Origin of the sequence: Shewanella sp. c952, assembly GCF_019654975.1 — a bacterium.
Classification (GTDB): domain Bacteria; phylum Pseudomonadota; class Gammaproteobacteria; order Enterobacterales; family Shewanellaceae; genus Shewanella.
The window spans coordinates 61016-84573 of sequence record NZ_BPEW01000015.1; the positions used below are offsets into that span (position 1 = coordinate 61016).

21 protein-coding genes are annotated in these 23558 nt (G+C 43.0%); 17 read left to right on the forward strand and 4 right to left on the reverse strand.

From position 1 onward, the window contains the following. Nucleotides 1-23: 23 nt before the first annotated feature. Complete coding sequence (gene ybaK, locus K5R16_RS11810; protein WP_220737768.1) at nt 24-491, reverse strand: Cys-tRNA(Pro) deacylase; 468 nt, start codon at nt 489-491, stop codon at nt 24-26. A gap of 18 nt (nt 492-509) precedes the next feature. Further along, complete coding sequence (locus K5R16_RS11815; protein WP_220737769.1) at nt 510-971, reverse strand: GNAT family N-acetyltransferase; 462 nt, start codon at nt 969-971, stop codon at nt 510-512. Between the two features lie 276 nt (nt 972-1247). Here K5R16_RS11815 and K5R16_RS11820 point away from each other — a divergent pair, with 276 nt between their 5' ends. From K5R16_RS11820 to K5R16_RS11840, 5 genes are all read left to right on the forward strand, one after another. Continuing rightward, nucleotides 1248-1997 carry an ETEC_3214 domain-containing protein gene (locus K5R16_RS11820; RefSeq protein ID WP_220737770.1) on the forward strand — a complete coding sequence of 250 codons (750 nt, stop codon included), beginning with the start codon at nt 1248-1250 and terminating at the stop codon, nt 1995-1997. A 15-nt stretch (nt 1998-2012) separates the two neighbouring features. Then, nucleotides 2013-2981 (forward strand): LPP20 family lipoprotein, encoded by a 969-nt coding sequence (locus K5R16_RS11825; RefSeq protein WP_220737771.1) that lies wholly within the window; start codon nt 2013-2015, stop codon nt 2979-2981. Between the two features lie 32 nt (nt 2982-3013). After that, nucleotides 3014-4054, forward strand: a complete 1041-nt coding sequence (locus tag K5R16_RS11830; protein ID WP_220737772.1) for a hypothetical protein — start codon at nt 3014-3016, stop codon at nt 4052-4054. Between the two features lie 9 nt (nt 4055-4063). Further along, on the forward strand, nt 4064-4660 hold the full coding sequence (locus K5R16_RS11835; protein ID WP_220737773.1) for an LPP20 family lipoprotein: 597 nt from the start codon (nt 4064-4066) through the stop codon (nt 4658-4660). Between the two features lie 91 nt (nt 4661-4751). Next, nucleotides 4752-6083: a transglycosylase SLT domain-containing protein gene (locus K5R16_RS11840; protein ID WP_220737774.1), complete on the forward strand. Its 1332-nt coding sequence runs from the start codon at nt 4752-4754 to the stop codon at nt 6081-6083. Nucleotides 6084-6422: 339 nt separating this feature from the next. On the opposite strand, the gene fadA is transcribed toward K5R16_RS11840, so the two are convergent. Both fadA and fadB read right to left on the reverse strand, forming a co-directional pair. Further along, nucleotides 6423-7586 carry an acetyl-CoA C-acyltransferase FadA gene (gene fadA, locus K5R16_RS11845; RefSeq protein WP_220737775.1) on the reverse strand — a complete coding sequence of 388 codons (1164 nt, stop codon included), beginning with the start codon at nt 7584-7586 and terminating at the stop codon, nt 6423-6425. Between the two features lie 18 nt (nt 7587-7604). After that, nucleotides 7605-9758 (reverse strand): fatty acid oxidation complex subunit alpha FadB, encoded by a 2154-nt coding sequence (gene fadB / locus K5R16_RS11850; protein WP_220737776.1) that lies wholly within the window; start codon nt 9756-9758, stop codon nt 7605-7607. 427 nt (nt 9759-10185) lie between these two features. Here fadB and K5R16_RS11855 point away from each other — a divergent pair, with 427 nt between their 5' ends. The 12 genes from K5R16_RS11855 to K5R16_RS11910 all read left to right on the forward strand — a co-directional run bounded on the left by K5R16_RS11855 (nt 10186) and on the right by K5R16_RS11910 (nt 23509). After that, nucleotides 10186-10932: an AraC family transcriptional regulator gene (locus K5R16_RS11855; RefSeq protein ID WP_220737777.1), complete on the forward strand. Its 747-nt coding sequence runs from the start codon at nt 10186-10188 to the stop codon at nt 10930-10932. A gap of 326 nt (nt 10933-11258) precedes the next feature. Beyond that, entirely contained in the window at nt 11259-12434 is a 1176-nt protein-coding gene (locus K5R16_RS11860) for a hypothetical protein (protein WP_220737778.1), read from the forward strand. Between the two features lie 30 nt (nt 12435-12464). Continuing rightward, entirely contained in the window at nt 12465-12833 is a 369-nt protein-coding gene (locus tag K5R16_RS11865; protein WP_220737779.1) for an iron-sulfur cluster assembly scaffold protein, read from the forward strand. Nucleotides 12834-12836: 3 nt separating this feature from the next. Further along, entirely contained in the window at nt 12837-14021 is a 1185-nt protein-coding gene (locus tag K5R16_RS11870) for a cysteine desulfurase family protein (protein ID WP_220737780.1), read from the forward strand. Beyond that, on the forward strand, nt 14018-15688 hold the full coding sequence (locus K5R16_RS11875) for a fatty acyl-AMP ligase (RefSeq protein WP_220737781.1): 1671 nt from the start codon (nt 14018-14020) through the stop codon (nt 15686-15688). The genes K5R16_RS11870 and K5R16_RS11875 overlap by 4 nt, the downstream gene beginning before the upstream one ends. A 27-nt stretch (nt 15689-15715) precedes the next feature. Beyond that, on the forward strand, nt 15716-15979 hold the full coding sequence (locus K5R16_RS11880; RefSeq protein ID WP_220737782.1) for an acyl carrier protein: 264 nt from the start codon (nt 15716-15718) through the stop codon (nt 15977-15979). A gap of 1 nt (nt 15980) precedes the next feature. Continuing rightward, nucleotides 15981-17042 carry an NAD(P)/FAD-dependent oxidoreductase gene (locus tag K5R16_RS11885; RefSeq protein ID WP_220737783.1) on the forward strand — a complete coding sequence of 354 codons (1062 nt, stop codon included), beginning with the start codon at nt 15981-15983 and terminating at the stop codon, nt 17040-17042. Further along, nucleotides 17039-19378 (forward strand): RND family transporter, encoded by a 2340-nt coding sequence (locus K5R16_RS11890; RefSeq protein ID WP_220737784.1) that lies wholly within the window; start codon nt 17039-17041, stop codon nt 19376-19378. Before K5R16_RS11885 ends, K5R16_RS11890 begins: the two co-directional genes overlap by 4 nt. Before the next feature lie 7 nt (nt 19379-19385). Next, entirely contained in the window at nt 19386-20210 is an 825-nt protein-coding gene (locus K5R16_RS11895) for an outer membrane lipoprotein-sorting protein (RefSeq protein WP_220737785.1), read from the forward strand. Nucleotides 20211-20279: 69 nt separating this feature from the next. Beyond that, nucleotides 20280-21398, forward strand: a complete 1119-nt coding sequence (locus K5R16_RS11900) for a hypothetical protein (RefSeq protein ID WP_220737786.1) — start codon at nt 20280-20282, stop codon at nt 21396-21398. Nucleotides 21399-21531: 133 nt separating this feature from the next. Beyond that, the gene (pepQ, locus tag K5R16_RS11905) at nt 21532-22854 is read left to right on the forward strand and encodes a Xaa-Pro dipeptidase (RefSeq protein ID WP_220737787.1); all 1323 of its coding nucleotides are present in this window, start codon (nt 21532-21534) and stop codon (nt 22852-22854) included. A gap of 43 nt (nt 22855-22897) precedes the next feature. Next, complete coding sequence (locus K5R16_RS11910; RefSeq protein WP_220737788.1) at nt 22898-23509, forward strand: YigZ family protein; 612 nt, start codon at nt 22898-22900, stop codon at nt 23507-23509. The last annotated feature ends 49 nt before the right edge of the window (nt 23510-23558 follow it).

The following is a 23558-nucleotide window of genomic DNA, read 5'->3' on the forward strand; positions in this document are numbered from 1 at the left end:
GTTCCACGTGGAACATTATGAAGTTAAGCTATAAGTGGGGCGTAAGTTGCCTTTAGAAGTTGCTTTAAATCTGTCGGCGATAATGCGATGTCTAAACCTCTGCGCCCGCCGCTAACATAGATGGTTTCTAGCTTGCTGCTAGAGTCATCAATATAGGTTGGCAGTAGTCGTTTTTGTGCAATTGGACTGACGCCACCTAACACATAACCAGAGCTTCGCTGAACTTCAGTCGCTTGTGCCATTACAGCCTTCTTAGCTTTAGCTGCCTTAGCTATTGATTTCATGCTCAGCTTATCTGCTACAGGAATAATGGCTACAGCCAACTGCTTAGCATCGAGTTTTACCACTAAGGTTTTAAAGACTTGTTCTACCGGTACTCCAATTTTTTCCGCCGCTTCTAAGCCATATGCTTGGCAGGCGGGGTCGTGTTGGTACTCATGCAGTTGGTGAGGTATTTGTTGTTTAATCAGTAAGTCTATTGCTGGAGTCATAATTTAACCTTGTCCAATTCAAATCGATTTTTCCATAACTAAGACATTTATACCGTGATAGGTAACTTGTTCTACAGCTTGCCAACCGAGCTTTTTATACAGGCCGCCGCTGATATCTTCGGTTTGAAGGTTGATACTCTCTACTCCGAGTAGTCTTGCCTTGTCGATAATAGCTTCAATCAATCTTTCAGCAACGCCTTGTCCTCTAGAGGAAGCTTCGACATATACACCTCCTAGCCAATGTTCTCTGTCTGGGTAGATGTCCATTTCATGAAAACGTAGCTGGGCAGCACCAATTAGCTTCTGTTTTTCCTGTGCGATAATGATCAGTGGCAACTTGTCGCTGTTAAGATAATCAGTGAGCTTTTGTTCAAGCTCCACTGTACTACGACCTTCGCCAATATAGCCCCATTCATCGCTATACCACTGTGCTATTTGCGCTATAGCTTCTGGTATTTCAGAGAGTAAAAGTAGTTGCATTTGCTCGTGTTCTCCAAAGAGTTGTTGAGTACAATAATTTAACAGTTGCTAATGTTTCCCTTAATAGAATGCTGTTAATTATAGTGGTTTTTTATCTTGCCAATTAATCAATATACATAGTTGATGACGGGATAAAAGCCACAATATGAAAGTATTAGCTGTTTTTTTTAAATTTAGACTTTTTACTTAACTTAATCTAAGTTGTTGTGATACATTGGATTTATTGTTAAGAGGGGGATTCCTCTTATGTGTAGATTCAAGGATGATTAAATCGACATGGATAATGTTGAGAAACCTACCAAGGTTAGTTTCTGGAGTAAGCTGCAAAGTGTAGCGCTGACAGTTGTTGCGATAATGTTGTCGTTAGGGCAATGGAATGACACTAAAGATGCTGTTAGTAGTGCCTATGAATCATTTGTCGCGAATTGGACAAATGACATAGAGTACAAGCATCTTTCTACTCTGCACGTCGGGCAAACTCAAGCTTACATTACCAGTATTTTTGGTAACCCACATGTGTCCAAAATATCTAAATCTGACTCCGAAATTGTCTACTTTTACTATGGAAATAAAAAATACCAACTCACTTTAGCCATAAAAGATAAGCGTTTATCAGGCTACGCAGTTGTCGGTTTAAATCCCGATTTTCAAGTATCGGTACCTTATACAACGCAAACATTACTATCGACTCCGCTAGAACACTATTTTTCTCAAACAGATCGTTACTTCTCTGATGCAAACAATATCGAGTATTACGCTGAGTCCCACGATTTAGGTAAAAAAGCGATGTTCTACAACCTCATTCTCGGGGCTGTAAATTATGGCAATTTTAGCACTAGTGATCGTAGCTCTGTAAAGCAGTTAAATGCTGACTTAGATCGTGGCATTGAAGATGTAAGCACTGTATTAGCCACAAGTAGAAAGCTTACTCCAAACTATTTTGCTGTTACTGAGCTTGCGCCCAAAGTTATGGTTGAAGGGCTATTAACTCACTTTGAATATAAGACACTTTTAAAAATAGATTAACATCAAGGATGAAGAATGAATCTAAAACTAAGCGCTATATTTTTAGGGCTAACCTTAGTTGCTGCCTGCCAATCAACAAGCAAGGCACCTAATTGGTATTTGAATCCTGTAACGACAAATAGTGGATCACTCGTTGCTGTTGGTGAGGCTGCATCACTTGATAAAGCTAAACAAAAGGCAATGAGTGCCCTTAACCAGCAGCTTTGGACCGAAGTAAAATCGAAAGGTCTAAGTCGTAATATTGCAAACGACATTAATGGTCAGGAGCATTACCAGCAGCTAAATGACTTTAGCGTGAATACCAAGACATCAGCAGTTGTCCTCAATGGCGTTGTTTTCTCAAAGGCTCAACAAGTGGGCAGCACGTTTTATGTTGAGGCAGTGGTTGATAAGGCAAAAATTAGCAGCCAACTGCTTGCTGACATTGAAAGCTATAATCAACAAGCGCAGTTTGAACTCGATAGCTTGCCACAGATGGATCCTCTCGTGTGGTGGTTGAAAAATGTCGATGTGAGTTCGCTTGAGCGCAGCATGGCAAGCCGCTTATCTATGTTGGCAGCCTTATCAGCTGTAGAAAATACCCCTCAAAACCTCATTCCGCAGTTAAAAACAAAAGTGGCACAAGTACATTCGGGTATCAAGGTAGCGATTGCGGCTAAGCCAAATGATCAACGGATGAAAAAATCTGTTACGGCTCATTTTACTGAATTTAATATCCAGGTTGTAGACGGCTCATCAAGCAACTTTAGTCATCAACTTATTCTAGATACCGATTGGCGCAAGAACTACATTTCAGATATGTATATTTCAACCGTCCAAGTTAACTTAATACTTAAAAATCAGAGTGGTAGCACTTTGGCTAGTAATGAAATTATAGCCAATGCTAATTCTGTAACCAGTTATGAGCGTGCCAATGAAGGTGCCTCTCGCCGTTTTTCTGCCGAGTTAAAAGAGCAGGACTTTTGGAAAGCTTTAGGGCTTTAGTAAAATTTATATAATTGAATAGGGATATCAATATGTTTAAAAAAGCTTTTGTTGCATTAGCCGTGTTAACCGCAGTAACTGGTTGTAAGTCAACTGGCCCTAATGTTTGTTCTGCATCAACTCGAGTAGAGCTACCCGTAAGTGATCATGTGGTTAAAGGTACTGCGAGTACCAAGGTCATTATCTTTGAGCCAGATCTAAAAGTTGATACGACGACAGCAAAAAATATTACTGCATCTTTTCATCAATCTCTCACTAAGCAGATAGATAAGACGGGATCAAAAATCGTTGATCGGAGTTTAGCTAAGAAATTGAAATCGGAACTACAAATAGCTGAAGCGAGCGGTAAATATAGCTCTGAGGGTGTTCCGGTAGCGGATTTTGCTATCTTTACTGATATTGGCGTTGCTAACTTTTCTCGGGAATTTAAAGCTGCTCATGAAGCCTATGATCCAATTAAGGATAAACGCGTTAGAGTTGCAGCCTCGTGCAATTTCAAAGCAACAATTGAGGCGAGTACCAGAGCCGTCTCATTGCCTGATATGTTGACGTTAGATCAAATCCAATTCGAGGGAGACAGTGATTTCTCATTTGATACAAGTAATTCACGCTGTCCAATTTCTAAAGATCAAATGAGCAGTATGATCGCCGAAGCAGCTAAATATGCGGTTACTCGTAATGATGATTTGAAGAATTTATTGGCGCCAAGAGCAGGAGTTGTAGAGATGCGCCAATGTGATGCGGGTACTATGGTGCGTATCGATATGGGTAGTCGCCATGGGGTAGAGCCTGAGTGGGAAGTTGATTTTATCACTCATGAGAAAGTCACTAACTATGCTGGTGAAATCGAAATTGAAACCAGCGGCTATGGCGAAGGAGAGGTCATTAACAATGCTGAGCATGGTATTAAACCGAACCATTCTTGGGTTATTATCGATAACGATATGGCTGGAAAAGTAAAGCGTGGCGACACTGTTAAAGTGAAGTTCGAAGATGCATGTAACGATATGTCTATTTTCGCTAGTTTATGCCATAAAACATCAGAGACAATGTCAAAAACATTCAGTTTTTAAAGGATTAAAATGAAAAAAGTATTAATTTCAGCAGCCGTTTTGGCAATGCTAGGCGGTTGTTCAAGTAACGATACTGTACAGAACGTGCAGCAGGTCGACTGCTTTTACCCAGATGCTCCAACTGTTAGCGCGCCTCGTTGGGTGTGTGATGTTATGCCTGAAGGTATAGAAATGGGAGCGGTTGGATACGCCAAGAAGAGTGTGGCTGGATTGAGCATTATGCGAGATGTTGCTACCAATGATGCCCGAGCTAGATTGGCGCAGCAGTTTGAATCAAACGTTAATACCCTGTTCAAGCAAGCAACTAAAGCTAATGTAATCTCGACCACTGAAAGTGTGTCTGAAGAGGTTAATGAGTATTTTGAATCAGTCACTAAAAACGTAACGAGCCGTACTTTGTCTAATAGTCGAGTGATCGTTACTCAACGTAGCCCTGGTGGTGGACTATATACGTTAGTGGGCATGGATAAAGTCACCTACGACGAAAACCTAGCAAAAGTGGTTGCCGCAGCGGGTAAGAAAGATCCTGAATTGTGGAATAAGTTTAACAACAAGAAAGCCGCTGAAGAGCTAGATGCGGTGCTTTCTACGTTACAAAAACTTTAATCTGACCGAGTTATAAGAAGGAGGCACATTGCTTCCTTCTTGCTTTATGTAGGTCTTAATACGTTTCAGGCTGTGATGAAAGGATTCAAGAATGAAAACTCGTTTAACAGGTTTAATGACTTGCTTAATGCTGAGTGTGCCGTCGGTTTTTGCTGCCGATCGCTTTGCAGAGATTGATGCTGAAATAGATAAAGCTGGTTTCACTCAAGAACAAAAGGATAAGGAATATCAGGATTTTGTTTTTGCTTATATGGCTGAATATGAGAACTGGCGAGTTGAATACCTTAGGGAGTTCGATCAGTACAGAGCGGAAATCATCAAGAAGTGGGGCGTTGGTGATGTATCTGAGCGGCATAAGAGTGTTGAGTACTCCGCGGATCAAACTGTAAAGTCGATCATCGATTATGATAACAATGAAGTCTCCGTTTCTATTTTAGTTGATAGTAATACTAGCGATGAAGAGGCGAAAGCTGAGCTTAAGAAACAAGTGCAAGTATTAGCTGCAACTCCAGACTCCAATGTATCTAAAGTCATTATAGCGCTTGAACCAAAAGCTGTTGCTGCTGTTGAAGTTATTCCTGTCGCATTCTCTGCTGAAAATGAGAAGCAGGCTAAACAAGTCATCATAGAGCAAACAAAAGCACAATTAGTCGAGATAGATAAAGAGTCGGATAAGGTACAGTTAACTAAAGCTGATAGTTTATCTATAGACATGATTGAGCAAGTCACTATTCAGAAAAAGAAAAAGTTACTTGCTGTAGCCAAAGAGCGATTAATTGCCATTGCTGACGATTACGATAAACAGCGTGCAGAAAAGACCGCGACATTAACGGCAAAGAAGATTGTCGAATACAAAGTTAAACTCCCTAAGAATGGCCTTAGCTCAAGAGCTAATGCTGTTGTCGATTTTGCTCAAGAAGAGGGGCAAAGGTGGCAAATTTCATCAGCACTAATTATGGCGGTTATTCATTCTGAATCGAGCTTTGATCCTAAAGCAACCTCGCCAATCCCTGCATACGGTTTGATGCAAATTGTGCCAACCACAGCGGGCTATGATGTTAATCAAATCGTTAGAAAGATCAGTGAGCCAATGTCTTCTGGTGATTTGTACGTTCCTGATGTGAATGTAGAAACTGGCGCCGCTTACCTTAATATTTTGAATAAGCGCTACCTTAAATCAATTGAAAATGACGAGAGTCGTTTGTACTGCATGATTGCTGCGTACAACACTGGTGCGGGTAACGTTGCTAAAGCGTTTAATGCTGATGGTGCGAGAAATATTAGAAAGGCAGCTAAAGTGATTAATAAGATGGCGCCAGATGAAGTTTATCAGCACCTACTACATCATCTTCCTTACGATGAAACCAAGCATTACCTTAAGAAGGTCAGTAGCCGTATCGAACTTTATCAAAACAAGATTTGATTTTAGAGTAATAAAAAAGCCAGCAGATGCTGGCTTTTTTTATAAGCGATTAACTAGGGGCTGTTGATCTTTCACGGTTGTTTTTGCCGCAGTTTATTGGCTATTTTGACAAGGCGGAGGCTATGCCGTTTAGTTATTCTCCACAAATAGTCTACAACACAGTAAAAATAGCCAAGAAACGCGGCCCTTTGGGTTCGATTCAATGCTTCTATTACGGTGTTATGAGCTTTTCACTTAGCCAGCTAAGCTTTATCGCTCAAGCCTTGTACTAGAAGCATTATTCCTTACGGTAAAGAATCGAACAAAAACTAAGCTCGAAAGATCAACAGCCCCTAATCGTTAAGGGCGCTCAAAGATCGTTGCGATACCTTGGCCTAAACCAATACACATGGTCGCTAGACCATATTTAGCATCTTTTGCTTCCATCAGGTTAATCAAGGTAGTCGAGATACGAGTACCTGAACAGCCTAGTGGATGACCCAGTGCAATCGCACCGCCATTGAGGTTAATCTTTTCGTCAACCACATCCATTAAGCCTAAGTCTTTAACACAAGGTAGAGACTGAGCGGCAAACGCTTCGTTTAGCTCAATAACATCTAAATCATCAACAGTGAGGCCTGCGCGTTTAAGTGCTTTTTGAGTTGCTGGTACTGGACCATAACCCATGATCGCCGCGTCGCAACCGGCAATCGCCATTGAGCGAATACGTGCACGAATTGGTAGACCAAGCGCTTTAGCTTTCTCCTCTTCCATCACTAACATGGCTGAAGCACCATCAGACAGCGCTGAAGATGTACCGGCTGTCACAGTACCATTGGCTGGGTCAAATGCAGGGCGTAGACCTGATAGCGACTCCATTGAGGTTTCTGGGCGGATAACTTCATCATGTTCGACTTTGATCAGTGCACCATCTGCGTCATGACCTTCAATTGCAACGATTTCGTTCGCAAAGCGACCTTCAACCGTCGCAGCTTGAGCGCGTTGATGAGAACGCACAGCAAAGGCGTCTTGCTGCTCACGGGTAATACCGTGCATCTTACCGAGCATCTCAGCGGTAAGGCCCATCATGCCTGATGCTTTAGCAACATTATTAGCAAGACCTGGGTGGAAATCGACACCATGGTTCATCGGCACGTGTCCCATATGCTCAACACCACCGACGATGAATGTATCGCCTTGGCCTGTCATGATGGCACGTGCTGCTTGATGCAGTGCATCCATAGAAGAACCACATAAGCGGTTAACGGTTACTGCACCAACTTGCTTAGGAATACCTGCTAGCAATGCGGCATTTCGGGCAATATTGAAGCCTTGTTCTAGAGTTTGTTGTACACAACCCCACATCACATCTTCAATCGTGTTTGGGTCAAGCTTTGGGTTGCGCTCAAGTAGCGATTTCATCAATTCTGCAGAAAGAGTTTCTGCACGTACATTTCTAAATACACCAGCCTTAGAACGGCCCATTGGAGTACGAATACAATCTACGATAACGGCGTTTTTCATTGTTCTAATCCTTGCTGCTTAAGCCTGCTGGTAATAGCTGCCATTGTTGGCGGCGAGTTCACGCATAGCGTCGGTGACTTGGTATAGTCCACCTAAGTGAGCATATTTGTCGGCTAATGCAACAAAGTTAGCCACACCCATGGTATCTAGGTAGCGGAATACACCGCCTCTAAATGGTGGGAAACCAAGGCCATAAACTAAGCCCATATCCGCTTCAGCAGGCGAAGCGATAATTCCTTCCTCAAGACAGCGCACTGTCTCGATGATCATTGGGATCATAGTGCGAGCGATGATCTCATCTGACTCAAATGCTTTTTTCTCACCAAACTCAGCCTGTAGAAGCTCATAGCTTGTTGGGTCGAGATCTTTCTTTGGCTTGCCGCGACGGTCGACAGAGTATTGGTAAAAGCCTTTATTGTTCTTCTGGCCGAAGCGCTGTGCTTCGAACATCACATCAATGGCATCTTTACCTGTTTTGCCCATACGCTCAGGGAAACCTTCGGCCATAACGGCTTGAGCATGGTGACCAGTATCAAGACCGACAACGTCCAGTAGATAAGCTGGGCCCATTGGCCAGCCAAACTGTTTTTCCATCACTTTATCGATAGCAGCAAAGTCTGCACCATCAGCAAGCAAGCCACTAAAGCCTGCAAAGTAAGGGAATAGAACACGGTTAACGAAGAAGCCTGGGCAGTCATTTACTACGATAGGTGTTTTACCCATCTTGCTGGCATAAGCCACAACAGAAGCTACTGTTTCATCTGAACTATTCTCGCCGCGGATTACTTCTACTAATGGCATTTTGTGCACCGGGTTGAAGAAGTGCATACCACAGAAGCGTTCTGGCTTTTTAAGGCTCTTAGCGAGTAGGTTGATTGAAATTGTTGAAGTGTTCGAGGTGATGATTGCATCTTCACTAACATGCTCTTCGACTTCTGCTAGCACCATAGATTTAACTTTTGGGTGCTCTACGACAGCTTCAACCACGACATCAGCAGCTTTAACTGGGGCGTAATCGAGTGCTGGGGTAATGTTGTTGAGTACTGCTGCCATTTTCGCTGGGTTAGAGCGGCCGCGCTTAACTTGTGCCGCTAGCAGTTTAGATGCTTCGCCCAAACCTAAGTCGAGTGCTGGCTGAGCAATATCTTTCATTACAATCGGAGTGCCTTTACTCGCGCTTTGGTAAGCGATGCCGCCACCCATAATCCCTGCACCTAATACTGCTGCAGAATTTACTTTCTTAGCCAGTTTGCCAGCTTTTTTAGCTTTACCTTTAACTAATTGGTCGTTAAGGAAAATGCCAATCAGTGCTTGAGCAACTTCGGTTTTAGCCAGCTTTAAGAATGCTTGATGTTCAACTTTTAACGCGCCTGCGCGGTCAAGCTGCGCAGCTTGCTCAATAACACTAATCACAGCCATTGGCGCTGGGTAATGCTTACCGGCAACTTTAAATACCATGCCTTTTGCTGTTGCAAATGACATCATCGCTTCTAGCTTAGGAAGTGTTAGTGGTGCCAGCTTTTTAGCGCGGCGGGTCTGCCAATCTAGCTTCTCTGCGATAGCATCTTTAAGCATTTTTAGCGCTGCACTTTGCAACTGCTCTGGTGCTACAACAGCATCGATAGCGCCAACCTTTAATGCAGCTTCTGGACGCTGGTCCTTACCTGAAGTAATCCACTCAAGTGCGTTATCTGTGCCCACTACGCGTGGCAGGCGAACTGTGCCACCAAAGCCTGGGATAATACCTAGCTTGGTTTCAGGTAAACCGATGCGAGCTGTTGTATCAGCGACTCGAAGATCTGTTGCTAAAATAGTTTCACACCCTGCACCAAGGGCAAAGCCGTTGATTGCTGAGATAGTTGGGAAGGGCAGATCTTCCAATTTGTTGAAAACGACGTTTGCCTCTTCCAACCAAGACATAAGTACTGAATCTTCTTCAGCAAATAGGCCTAAAAATTCGGTGATATCAGCACCAACGATAAATGCTGGCTTAGCAGAGGTCAGCATTAAACCTTTAATGCTGCTGTTTTGCTTGATGCTGTCGAGTGCAGCATTTAAAGAGTCGATGGTTTCTCTATCGAACTTGTTGACCGAACCTTGTGCGTTAAAACACAAATGAGCGATGTTGTCCTCAAGTAACTCAACCTCAATTGTAGGGCTTTGGTAGATCATTGCTTGCTTCCTTATAGCGTAAGTTAAATATTCACTCTTTTTTAGAATCAATATAACTCTCTTTGTTTCCGGCAGCTTCGGCCATCATTTGACCAGTTGTTGCTCAGTGTGCGACTAATCACATAAAATTACAACACCCAATTTAAACGCCTGTTCGATTTTTGGTTGCTGTTTTTTTAAAGTTCATATTTAACAGTGGCCTACGCTTTGGTTGGTCATAACGGTTTGCTGTTTGCTGATACCGAATTATAGTGCATATTTCTTCTTCTACTGTTTGAAGAGCGGAATAGAACGGATTAACGACTGACAATGAAGTTTTCTAACTTGCAAAGCATGCTTGTTAAGGTAGCTTGATGGATGTGAGTCTTTTTAACTCACATCTATCAAGCTAATATTGCAACGTTATTCGCTGAAGTATGAGGGGATTTTGAAAGCACGAGTTTGGATTCGACATGGAGTGTTAATCACCTACGGTGCAGCACTTGATACCGCATTACATCGTCATCATGCTATACAATTAGTGTGGGCGAGAGGGGCATCCTCTTGTCAGTGGGTGGGTGGCAGTATAACGGGCAACCTGATCATCGACTCTCAAGTTGAGCATAAGCTGCAACTTGATGAAGGGTGGATATTGTTAATTGAGCCTCAATGTGAACTTGGGCTCAGATTACAGCAGATGATTGCAGGCAAAGAGGTTGTTCAATTTAATCATTTACTCGCCCCATATATCAACGAGCACCCTAAAAGTAACCCAAATACACAACTCACCCCTTTGTTTAGCGCACTAAACCTTTCTTTAAGTGTTGATCCTCAATCAACGTCAACACTTGATAGTCGAATTCAGACTCTATTGGCTAAACTCGATAGGTGCTTACAAGGCGGCTGTCAGAAACCAGCCCGCTTGCGTGCTAGTGATATTGCCAATGAATTAGCTATGTCAGAGAGTCGCTTTAGGCACTTGTTTCGCAATGAAATGGGCATTGCTTGGCGTCCTTATCTTAGGTGGCGCCGTTTATCCTGTGCTATCACCGCAATGATGTCAGGTTATAGCGCAACGGAGTCCGCACATTTAACAGGGTTTGCTGATAGCGCTCATTTAAGCCGGACTTTTAGAGCGATGTTCGGCATATCCATCCAACAAGCTAGAACTCTCTTTTCGTCAAAAGAACTTTAGAATCTCTATTGTTGATCATTAGTTTTGGTCATCAATACCTCTAAAAGTTAGCCAGTTTGTTCAAGTTTCAAATTCTCTACAGCCATATACTTAGTAACAATAGTTTTACAATTGTTTGTGTCGTTATTTCAGGTTTTATTGACCTAAAACGGCCTCTACAACTGTAGGTGTTGGGGTCATTCCTCCCTTGTTTGGCCGCAACACCCTTTTTATTGAGCTTCGATTAAATTCTTACATATAAAACGCGTAAAGCTTAGCAAACTCTTGATATGAATTTGCTAGGTTTTTCGCATTAAGTCTCTACTAAATAAGGCGATTACAACTAAATGGAATTATATAAAACACTCGAGCAGGCAGGGCTTGATCCGGTAAAGGTCGCGCTATCTTCAGTTGGGCAGCTGTATGCAATGAGTGAAGATAATTTGCTGTCGTTCAAGCATTCATTAGTCGTTGAATCATTTAAATTTCATTATCAGCATAATGAGTTTTTCCGCCATGCTTGCGACTCTAGAGGCGTCTTGCCATCGCAGATTTTAACTGGCGATGACTTAATTAAAATTCCTTTAATACCTATTCATCTTTTTAAAGCCAATGATAGTTATAAGCTTTTATCAAAAGGTTTAAACGCTATTGAACTAGAGATGCGCAGCACAGGAACGTCAGGCATTCCGAGTGTTTCTCGACGCTGTAGCGATACGGTGGACAATGCGATTTTAGGTATCTACGCCATGTATCGTGAGTTTTTAAAACTGTCGAAAGGGGCGGGTTTATATTTATGCCCATCGACAGAAGAGATCCCTGAAATGGGCATGATTAAAGCGCTTAACTTGCTCGCAGGTTTGTTAGATACCCATAAGTTTATGGTTAAAAACGAAACCTTCACTCCTGAAGATGCTCTTGAACAGTTAAAGAGTTGGGGCGGTACATTTGATCGACATATCATTGGACCTCCATTCCTGATCAATCGCTTCATTCGCTACTTAAAGGCGACTAACACCCGACTTAAATTAGATAAAAATACCTTTGTTATTACTTTAGGTGGTTGGAAACGTTTTAGTGGTGAGATGCTTTCAAGAGCTGAATTTAATCAAGAGTGTATTGAGTATCTCGGTGTGAGAGAGGAGCAGATCCGCGACGTCTATGCGCTTGTTGAGTCCAATGTGGTTGCTATTGATGATGAGAATGGCGTGAAACATGTATCGCCTTTTGTTCACTTTTCTGTGCGTGATCCTAAAAATCTAGATAAGGAAGTTGAGCTGGGTAAAATTGGTCAGCTAGCCATTTTGGATCCGCTAGCGAGATCAACTCCAGGGTTTATTTTAACGGAAGATCTTATTCGATTGTTACCTAAAAAAGATGACGCTGACCGCAGTGGACAGCGGATGCAATATGTAATGCGATTACCAGAATCTAAAGAATTTGGATGTTGTGCGGTCAATCTTGATAAACGTTTAGACGACCTTGAATTAGAGCAACAAACAGCTTGCCCGATAGTGTCTTAACTGCCTGTATAAACCTAGAGAGATTGAGTTATGTATAACGATATTATCATTGATAATTTTAGTAACCCTAAGTTTGTTGGTGATTTAGAGTCGGCAGATTACAAGTTTGAAATTGGCAACCCAGTATGCGGTGACCGTATACACATGCAGGTTAGTTTTGATGGGGATTACATCCGCGAGAGCCGCTTTAGGGCGTGGGGATGCGCGACGTCTGTAGCGACAGCAAATATTTTTTGTAGTTCTATTATAGGCAAATCTGTCAATGAGATTTCGGCGCGGAAAAACTCTGAGATTTCAGATATGTTAGGTGAATTAGAGCCCTCGCAGCAGCATTGCATCAATATTCTTAGTGAGTTACATCGAGAGCTAAGTCTTGCTGTGTCGCTGGAAGAGGGTTAGTCAGTGAACTTACAGCACCTTAAGGGCTATTTCGATTATAACGCCACTACCCCTATTTCTGAGGGCGTGGCGTTATCAATGCAGCCTGCAATTAATCTATTTGCTAACCCTTCTAGCCCTAACCGCTACTCGGTAAATAGTCGTGCGACTATCTCTCAAGCTAGAGATAATATTGCTGACTTATTAAGTACCGATGCGAAAAAGATCTTTTTTACTTCTGGAGGTTCAGAGGCAAATAACTGGGCGCTTAAAGGGGTGCTGTTTAAGCACCTAAGCAACCCTGGGCATATTATTACCTCTTCAATGGAGCATCCTTCGGTGCTTGATACTGTGCGCTATTGCGTTGAGGAGCTTGGCTTTCGTGCTACTTATCTGCAGCCTGATGCAGCTGGGCATATTAAGATAAGCGATTTTGAGTCAGCGCTAACCTCAGATACACAACTCATTAGTGTCATGTACGCCAACAATGAAACTGGTGCCATTCAGCCAATAGAGCAGCTTTGTAGTATTGCTGCAGAGCATAAGATCCCGGTTCATGTTGATGCGGTGCAGTTTGTTGGTAAGCGCTTGATTGATGTAGAGCTGCTTGGTGTTGATTATCTGTCGCTATCAGCGCACAAGTTTTATGGCCCAAAGGGAGTCGGCTGCCTCTATATTAAAGATAAAGACGCAATAGGGCCTTTGATCCATGGTGGTGGACAAGAACTTTCGATGCGCTCTGGTACAGAGAACCTTGTTGCTATGTCGGGGATTTCGGTTGCTGCAGAAGAGGCTAATCGACAACTAGTATATTGGGATAGTCACTGCTTTAGGCTTAAAAAACAGATGATGGATCTGCTTGAAGCTGCCCCTATAGCTCTCGCCTTCAATGGCGCGACAGATTATGAGTCTGCACTATCTAATACATTAAATATATCTATCGACGGCATACGTGGAGAGGCTCTGGCTTTGAGGTTGGAGATGTTGCATGGTTTTATTATCTCTGTGGGGTCAGCATGCAGTAATAACAAAACCAAGCATTTATCCCATGTTTTGATGGCGATGGGGCTGACAGAAGAGCGAGTGTTAGGGGCGATTAGGATCAGCTTTGGCTGTTTCACTGATGCACAACAAGTGAGTAAGTTTGTTGATGCCTTGGTTATTGAAGTGCAACAGTTGCTGCATATTAGTGGCTGTGAAACGTTATGAGTCAATCTCAACTGTTGATGGATGTCATTCGCGAACATGCGCTGCGAGAGCCTGAAACGATTGCCTGCTCCTTTCAGCCAAGGGGTCCTGAAACGGCCATTCACCTGACTTACCAACAGCTCGTGGACAGGGTTGAGTCGAGAGCGAAGTTGCTTGTACGACTCGGCTATAGACAGAAATATATCGCACTACTATTTCCTACCGGGCTCGAATTTATTGTTGATTTTTTGGCTTGCTTACGCGCTGGAGTTATCGCGGTTCCTCTTAATGTAACCCGCAATGCCAAACAGTTTGAGCGGACTCTGACGATTTTAGATGATGCCAAAGTACAGGCGATCCTTACCACTGCGGATACTCAAAAAACGTTATCTAAACAGTTGAATGAGGTCAATGGTGGTCATGAATCGGATTTTATTTGGATTGATGAGCATTATCGCACGCTAGAAGATATTGATATTCCCGCTATCTCTCCAGAACTAGTGGCTTTTATTCAATATACCTCTGGCTCTACAAGCAGCCCTAAAGGGGTCGTGGTTACCCAAGCTAATGTGCTGCATAACATGCAGGTGATGCAGGCGTCTTGTCTGCACCCTAAGGGCGCTGTTGTTGGAGGTTGGCTACCGCAATTCCATGATATGGGCTTAGTTGGGCATATGCTGTTACCGCTTTACTTAGCTGGCAGGTATGTTTTTATGCCACCAATGAGTTTTATTCAGCGACCAAGTCGCTGGTTAAAACTCATATCGCAATATCGAATTTTTTGCTCAGCAGCGCCTAATTTTGGTTATGAGCACTGCGTCAACTTAATCCGTGAGTCTGAAGATCTGTCTGATCTAGATTTAAGTTGTTGGAAGATTGCTTTGAATGGTTCAGAACCCGTTAGTGCTGTCACCATGCAGCAGTTTTCAGATCGATTTTACCATCTCGGGTTTGATCAAAATGCTTTCTTTCCTAGTTATGGCATGGCAGAGACAACACTGTTTGTCTCTGGTGGTCCTCAAGGTACTGGAGTGCAATCGCTCTCGCTAGATAAGGCAGCATTTGAGTTAGGTAGAGTTGAGGTTAAGCCAGATGGTGTGAAAGTGGTGTGTTGTGGGGCGATTAATAAGGATTTTACCGTCCGCGTTGTTAATCCTCAGACATTTGAAATATGTCGCTCTAATGAGACGGGGGAAATTTGGATTGCAGGAGAGTCTGTTGCAGCAGGCTATTTAAATCAAACTGCAAAAACAGTAACCGACTTCCACGCCAAACTTTCTAATGGCGATGCGACACCTTACATGCGTACGGGCGATATGGGCTTCATTTTAGATGGTCAGCTGTATATTACTGGGCGTATCAAAGAACTGCTTATAGTGCGAGGTCGTAATCTGTACCCCTATGATATTGAGCGCACATGTCGTTCATATCGCTATGCGGCTAAAGGGAACGGTGCTGCGGTATTTACTTTTACTCGAGATTCTAAAACAAAGCTCGCCGCAGTTGTAGAGGTGAGTAGGCAGGCATTATCAGATAAGCCGTCGCATCAATTGATAGACGATCTTAAAGCTTTAGTGACGGAGGAGCATGAAATTGCTCTAGACCGTATTTTAGTTGTCCCTCCTGGAACTATCCCAAAAACTACCAGCGGAAAAGTGAAGCGAACCGCTTGTAGTGCACTTTTGTAAGCTCAGAATTTGTTAAAGGAAATAACAGTGAAATTTTGTAGACAGACCCTAACCGAAGATATAACCCAATACCTCTGCGAAGCCATCGAAGAGTTTAGCACTGAACAGCATCTAGACACTTCGTTCTCTCGTTTGGGGCTGGACTCTACTGGGCATGTGCAGTTATCGACCATTATTGAAGATCATACTCAAACTGAAATTGAGCCAACTATCGCTTTCGACTACCCAACGATTAACTCCTTATTGCAGTTTTTGGAAGGTAAATATCAGCAAGTAAAAGAGATTACTTAGTATGTCGTTTATTGATGTTGTGGTTATAGGTGCTGGCCAGAACGGATTGTATATGGCTAAAAGGTTGCAGGAACTGGGGCTTAATTACCTTGTTTTGGAGCGAAATGCTGTTGGTCAAGTGTGGGACAATCGCCTTGAAGGAATGAAATTATTTACCTCACGTCAATTCTGTCAGTTGCCTGGCTTAGCTTTTCCTGGAGATAAATGGGGCTTCCCTTCGATTATCGAAATGGCTGACTATTTACGTCGTTATGCCACAGCATTTGAGCTTAATATTCGACCAAAAACCAGTGTTGTCTCAATGGAAAAAGCGGGCGGAATTTTTCATATAAGAACCGATGATGGATTGTTGTTATCTACTAAAGCCGTGATTAATGCGACTGGAGCTAACCAATCCCCCCTTATTCCTAAGCTTGCAGATGGACTATCAAACAGTGTGTTGCAGTATTCTTCGAGCTTAAAATCATTAGCTGAAATTAAGGGCAACGCCAAAGTTTTAGTGGTAGGTGATGGTGCTACTGGGCGGCAAATTGCTGGTGGACTTGCCCGTCGTTGCAAGGTCACTTTATCTCAAGGCTGTAGGCGTACATTCCCCCCTAATAAAGTACTGGGTCGGGATATTTTTTGGTGGTTAAAGTTGCTGGGTGTTCTGTTTGCTGATCGCAGCAGTAAGGTTGCTCGCATTATACAAAAGCGTAACCCTGTGCCTTGTGGTGAATTTAATAATGCGGGTTTGCGTGCTTTAGGAGTGTCGCTGAAAGGACGCTTGGTTCGCGCTAATGATCGCCGCGTGTACTTTAATGATGGTCGATTAGATGGCGTTGATGTTGTTATCTGGGCTGTGGGTTATCGAGATAAAACTGACTGGCTAACTATCCCTGGTTGTGTTGATGGACAAGGATTTGTGCAAGAGCAAGGCTGCACTCCTGAACCTGGTCTATTTGTTATAGGTCGTAAATGGTTAAGTTGTCGCGCATCAGAGCTGATCCTTGGGGTCGAAAAGGACGTTAACTCAGTAGTGAATTTAGTTGAAGCTTTTATTAAGCAAAGGAACTCGCTATGAGTACGGATACTCTGTGGCAGAAAATGCTGACCTCGAAGTCAGCCTTAGTGGTGTTATTCATTTGTTTATCGCTGACAAGCATTTGTATTGTTGGCCTGAAGGATATGGGACTCGCCAGTGACTATAAAATATTTTTTGATGACAACGATACAGATCTGCAGACGTTAGAGCTGATGGACGCGACTTATACTGCGACCGACAATGTTTTTATTATGATTAAACCTAAGCAGGGGCAGATCTATAATATTGAAACTCTATCGTTGGTTTATCAGCTTACAGATCGTCTATGGCACACGCCTTTTTCTACCCGCGTGGATTCGCTAACTAACTATCCCTTTAGCTGGGCTGAAGGCGATAATATTGAAATTGATGAGCTGTTATATGAACAGGAACAGTTGGACTTAGCTAGGCTCAATTTTATTAAGCGAGCAGCTGAAGGTGAAATAGACCTTATTGACAGCTTAGTGACAAGTGATGGGTTATATACCGCTATTAATGTGACAACTCTGCTGCCAGGCGAAAACCACAAAGCGGAAATACTGGCTATTATGCAAGCGGTAGAGGCGGATATCCAAGAGTTCGAACTGCGCTATCCTGAGCACTCTTTCTATGTCACAGGGTTAGTGACTATGAATGGCGCTTTTTTTAAAGCGGCTAAAGCGGATTTTATCACCCTAATTCCATTGATGATCGTATTTGTTCTCGTCGCGGCAGGTGTCATTCTCGGTTCGGCGCAGGCAGCATTGAGTATTCTGGTGGTATTGGTGTTGTCGTTACTTGGGGCGTTAGGTCTTGCTGGTTGGCTGGGGATTAACCTTTCTGCTCCTTCTGTATCGGCACCAATTATTATGTTTACCGTGATAGTGGCCTCGAGCATACATATTATCAGTTATGTAAAGCGGCAGCTGATACTGGGCTATTCACAATTTGAGGCTGTGCTGAGTTCGTACCAGCATAATGCCAAGCCGATTATTGTTAGTCATTTAACCACCGTCATTGGTTTTCTAGCAATGAATGCCAGTGACTCTCCGCCGTTTAGAGATCTGGGTAATATTGTTGCTTTTGGTGTGATGTTCTCTCTTATATTGTCGTTTACCTTGTTGCCACGGCTGCTGCTATGGATCCGAATATCCACTAAGCAAACGATAGTCACTAATATTTTCGAACGTATGAATAGCTTAGCTAGTATCGTTATACGCTATCGTAATCCTATACTCTTTATCTTTTTGCCCGTCAGTGTTGTATTTGCATCATTGAGTTTTCTCAATGAAACCGATGATGATTTGATTAAATACTTCAATAAAAGTGTGCCCTTTAGAGCGCAAGCTGAGGAGATCGACCAGCATTTTTCAGGGCTGTATAACATTGGTTATTCGCTGTCTAGCAATCAAGATAATGGTATTTTTTCACCGACGTACTTAGGTTTTGTCGACAAGTTTGACGCTTGGTTATTGACTCAACAAGAGGTGGTGACAACTGATAGTCCTTTGCACCGTATTAAGCAGCTTAATCAGCTGATGCACGGTGATCAAAGCCAGTTTTATCAAATACCCAAAACTGCAAAAATAGCTGCACAACACTTTTTGCTTTATGAGATGTCTCTGCCTTTTGGCAAGGATGTGGGAAACCAAGTGAATTTTGACAAATCTTCATTCAAGCTCACCGCTCGACTAAAGAATATGACTTCAGTTGAGATGTTAGCATTCGAGGCTAGGGTGACTAAATGGTTACAGCAAAACACTGTGCAAGGGATAACGTTTGAATACTCCAGCCCTTCGCTTATTTTCTCTCATGTAGGCCAGAGCAATATCTTTAGCTTGCTACAGGGAGCATTAGTGGCCTTTTTAGTTATTTCTCTGGCATTAACCGCGGTGTTTCGCTCTTTCTACATTGGCATATTGACCTTAATTCCTAACTTGATACCTGTCGGTGCTGCTTTTGGCTTTTGGTATTGCATACAAGGGCATATCTCTATGGGGTTGGCAGGTGTATCGGCCATGGCTATCGGGATCATTGTCGACGATACCGTGCATTTTCTTTATCAGTATATTGAAGGCCTAAAGCGAGGTTTAACCCCGGAGCAGAGTGTCACCACCACTTTTGAACACACCATGAGTGCGATTGTTATTAGCTCAATTCTGTTGGTCGTGGGCTTTATGTTGTTATCTAGCTCTTCTTTCGAAAAGAATGCCCAGATGGGATTACTCACCAGTGGCACCATAGTGTTGGCGCTACTGTTTGACCTTATTGTGCTACCCGCCATAGTTTTAAAATTCATGCGCCGTTTGCCGCAATATGCAGCGCAAACACAACTGACACTCGATCAAGCTAAGTGAGTACCAAATGAAAATATGTAATACCGCGCTAATTGGCCTTATCTGTAGTTACAGCTTAAGTTTTTCAGCGAACACTGTAGCTAATACCGCTAGCGAGCGGCAAGGCTACGCCATTGCCAGTGCTGTCGAACTCCGAGATGAAGGTTTTACTGATAGCCGAGCGATGCTAACCATGGAGTTACAAAGTAAGACTGGTGCTAAGACGACCAGAAAGCTAGATATCAGCGTATTGGAGAATGCCGCAGAAGGTGATAAGTCACTTATTAAGTTTACTTTCCCGGCTGATATTAATGGTACAGCTCTACTGACGCACCCCGATAAAGCCAAGTCAGACGAGCAGTGGTTGTATCTTCCTGAAGTGCGACGAGTTAAACGTATAGGTTCTAGAAATAAGGCTGGTGCATTTGTTGGCAGTGAGTTTTCCTTTGAAGATATGACTAACAAAGAGTTAGCTGATTACAGCTATAACTATCTTTATAGTCGGCCCTGCAATGAAATCCAAACGCAAGCCAATGAATTTGCCGATAAGCAGTGTGATGTGATTGAGCGTTTTCCGGTTGATAAACATTCTGGTTATAGCAAGCAACAGTTATGGATTGAAAAGACTGACCAAAAAATCATTCAGATAGAGTATTTCGATAGAAAGAAATCACTGCTTAAGGTGTTTACTGCATCTGGCTTTAAGTTATATCAAGACAAGTATTGGCGACCAGATTTAGTTGAGATGAAAAATGTGCAAACTGGCAAAGTAACCAGGTTGCTTTACCAAAGCATAGTGTTTGCGTCGGGCTTATCTGAGCAAGACTTTCATCGCAGTGGGTTAGGGGATTAGCCCTTGTTAATGAGCTTGTTGCCTAGATTTATATTGGGCTTGTTGCTTGTCATTAGCTGCACGAGAGTCATGGCGCAGCCATTGGTTGATAGCTTGAATATCGATATTGCTGCGACGTCACGTTATTATTTTGAGTCGACCCAAACTCCAAAGATTAATATTGACGACTTAGCCTATGGTACTCGCGGTGAACTGCAGGTATCTCACCGTTTTGGCGTGGTTAAGTTTGATGCTAAGCTTTTTGCTAATTGGGATAGTGCCGATGACCATCGTCGTTATACTGATATCCGCCAAGCAAAGCTCTCTGGTCGATGGGGCAATTTTAGTGCTGCTGCCGGCATGGATACTTTTTTTTGGGGAGTATCTGAGTCAATAAATCTTGTGAATGTGATTAATCAGTCAGACATAAGAGAAAGTCTAGACAACAAAGTGAAGCAGGGACAGACCTTTGCCTCATTGAGCTATCGGTTAGATGCTGGGGAAGTAGGGCTTTATTTTTTGCCCGCTTTTAGCGCTCGTGAGTTTCCACTTCGCCCAGCTTATGGTTTACCTATTTCTGATGTTGAACGTTATGAAGATAATGATAAAAACGGAGGCATTGCTGCTCGCGGCCTGTTTTACGTCGATGAATTCGAGTTTGCCCTTGGTTATTTTAGCGGTACTCGACGAGATCCACTCTTGGTGCGACATCCTCAAGCGAGTGAACTGACACCTTTCTATATTCAAACTGAAAACCTACTTTTTGATGCGGTCTATCTCTCCGACTCGCTAACTTATAAGTGGGAGTTTAAAACTGGTCGTGAACTCGGTAGTGGTTTTGTCGCCAGCAATATAGGGCTTGAATACCCTGTCTATGCAGTTGAAGAGATATTGCAAGAGTGGGTGGTTATTGCTGAATATGTATTTGATGATCGTGGGGACCGAGCCGAGTCTCATGGGGATAACGACCTTTTTATAGGTACTAAATTTGAGTTTGCTGAGAACGCTGCCCAGTTAAGATTGTTATATAGCTATGATATGGACAATGCTAGCCAGTACGCTGAGGCAAGTTGCCAGTATCGATTAAATGATTTTCTGCGTATTAAAGCCAAAGTTATGGGGGTGTTGTCAGCCACAGAAGAGGCAAAACGTTTATATGCTCTAAAAAATGAGGAGTTTGTTAAGTTTAGTATTCATTACGCTTTTTAATTTGAGCTTTCTGCAGGGATTTCTTTACAGAAATGCAGGCTCTTCCCGCCGTGACAAATCTAGAGTTTTACCTACCTTATGATAGACTGAGTCAACGTTGATATTTAGCTATAAAATAATAAGGTAAACGACCATGGAACAGCTAGCGCATCTTTATCACGACCACATTAGCGAGCTAAACCGTCGCGTCGCTGATATCACTTCTCGTGAAAATCTGTCCGGTCTAGTTATCCACTCAGGCCAACCCCATAGGCAGTTTTTAGATGATATGGACTATCCATTCAAGGTTAACCCTCACTTTAAGGCTTGGTTACCGGTGATCGATAACCCTAACTCTTGGTTAGTTGTTAATGGTCGTGATAAACCGACGCTTATTTTTTACCGTCCAGTTGATTTTTGGCATAAAGTGGCTGATGAACCCACAGAATTTTGGGCCGAATATGTCGATATCAAATACCTAACAAAAGCTGATAAAGTTGCGGAGTTTTTACCCGCAAATATTGATGATTGGGCCTATATTGGTGAGCATTTAGATGTTGCAGATGTATTAGGTTTTAACCGACGCAATCCTGATTCGGTATTGAGTTACCTTAATTATCACCGAGCGGATAAAACCGCTTATGAACTAGCTTGTATGCGCAAGTCGAATAGTATCGCGGTGACCGGTCATCAAGCAGCGAAAACGGCTTTCTATAATGGCGCCAGTGAATTCGAGATCCTTCAAGTCTATCTAAGTGCTATCTCTCAGAGTGAAAACCAAGTGCCATATAGCAGTATTGTGGCGTTAAATGAAAATGCCGCGATATTGCACTACACCGCGCTAGAGCAGACATCACCGCCACAGAGGCTTTCATTTTTGATTGATGCAGGCGCTAACTTTCATGGTTACGCTTCCGACATCACCCGCAGCTACGCATTCGAAAAAAACATTTTTGATGATCTTATCACTGCCATGGATAGCATGCAGTTACAGATAATTGCGATGATGAAACCTGGCGTTAGTTACGTTGACCTGCATGTCGCGACACATCATAAATTGGCGCAAATATTGATTGATTTTGATATCGCAACCGGTGATGCAGCAGGATTGGTAGAACAGGGGATCACCAGTGCTTTCTTCCCTCATGGCCTTGGGCATATGTTAGGGCTACAGGTGCACGACATGGGTGGCTTCCTTGCTGATGAAAAGGGGACTCATATCGCCTCGCCAGATGCACACCCATTTTTACGCTGCACTCGAACACTCGCTGAGAATCAAGTATTGACCATTGAGCCAGGTGTTTACATTATCGATTCATTGTTGGCCGAGCTAAAGCAAGACAATCGTCAACAGCAAGTCAATTGGAGTACCGTTGATATCTTGCGTCCATTTGGCGGTATTCGTATTGAAGACAATGTCATTGTGCACAGCGATAGAACTGAAAATATGACTCGGAACTTTGGCCTTAATCGCTAAAGATATGTCTCTTAAAAATGAGTAACAGAATGAGCCATTCGTTTTGAGCGAGAGCTACCTGATCCCCGCCGGTGACTTATTAGTCGAGGAAGAGATCAAACACAGCCGATTTATCTCTAGCATATTCCACTGTCAGAGTGAGCTCGAGTTTAAGTGTGTACTTACTAACCTAAAGCTTGAATACCCCGGGGCCAGCCATTATTGCTATGCATTTGTTGCTGGGGCACCATCCGATAGTATCAATATTGGCTCAAGTGATGATGGCGAACCCTCGGGGAGTGCTGGTCGACCAATGCTGGCAGCTCTGCTGGGCAGCAATATAGGTGAGGTCGGCGCTGTGGTTATCCGTTATTTCGGTGGCACTAAGTTAGGTGTTGGTGGGTTGGTACGCGCTTATAGCTCTGGCCTTAAAAAGGGATTGCCGCAGCTAGAGACTAAGCTTAAGCAGATCCGCTATCCAGGAAAGCTAGTGTGTGGTTATCATCAACTTAAAGATGTTGAGCATCTTTTTTCACGCTGTGATGTGGTTATTGCTGATAAAGTATTTACCGATAATATCAGTATTGAATTTGCCATTCCTAAACGCTTTAAAGATGAGCTAAACCTAGAGTTGGCAACCATGAGCCAAGGGCAGTTAAAAGCGCTGTTTGACTGAAGAGACTCAACTCTCGCTGAGCGAGCAAATCTTTATACTTATTGTATAA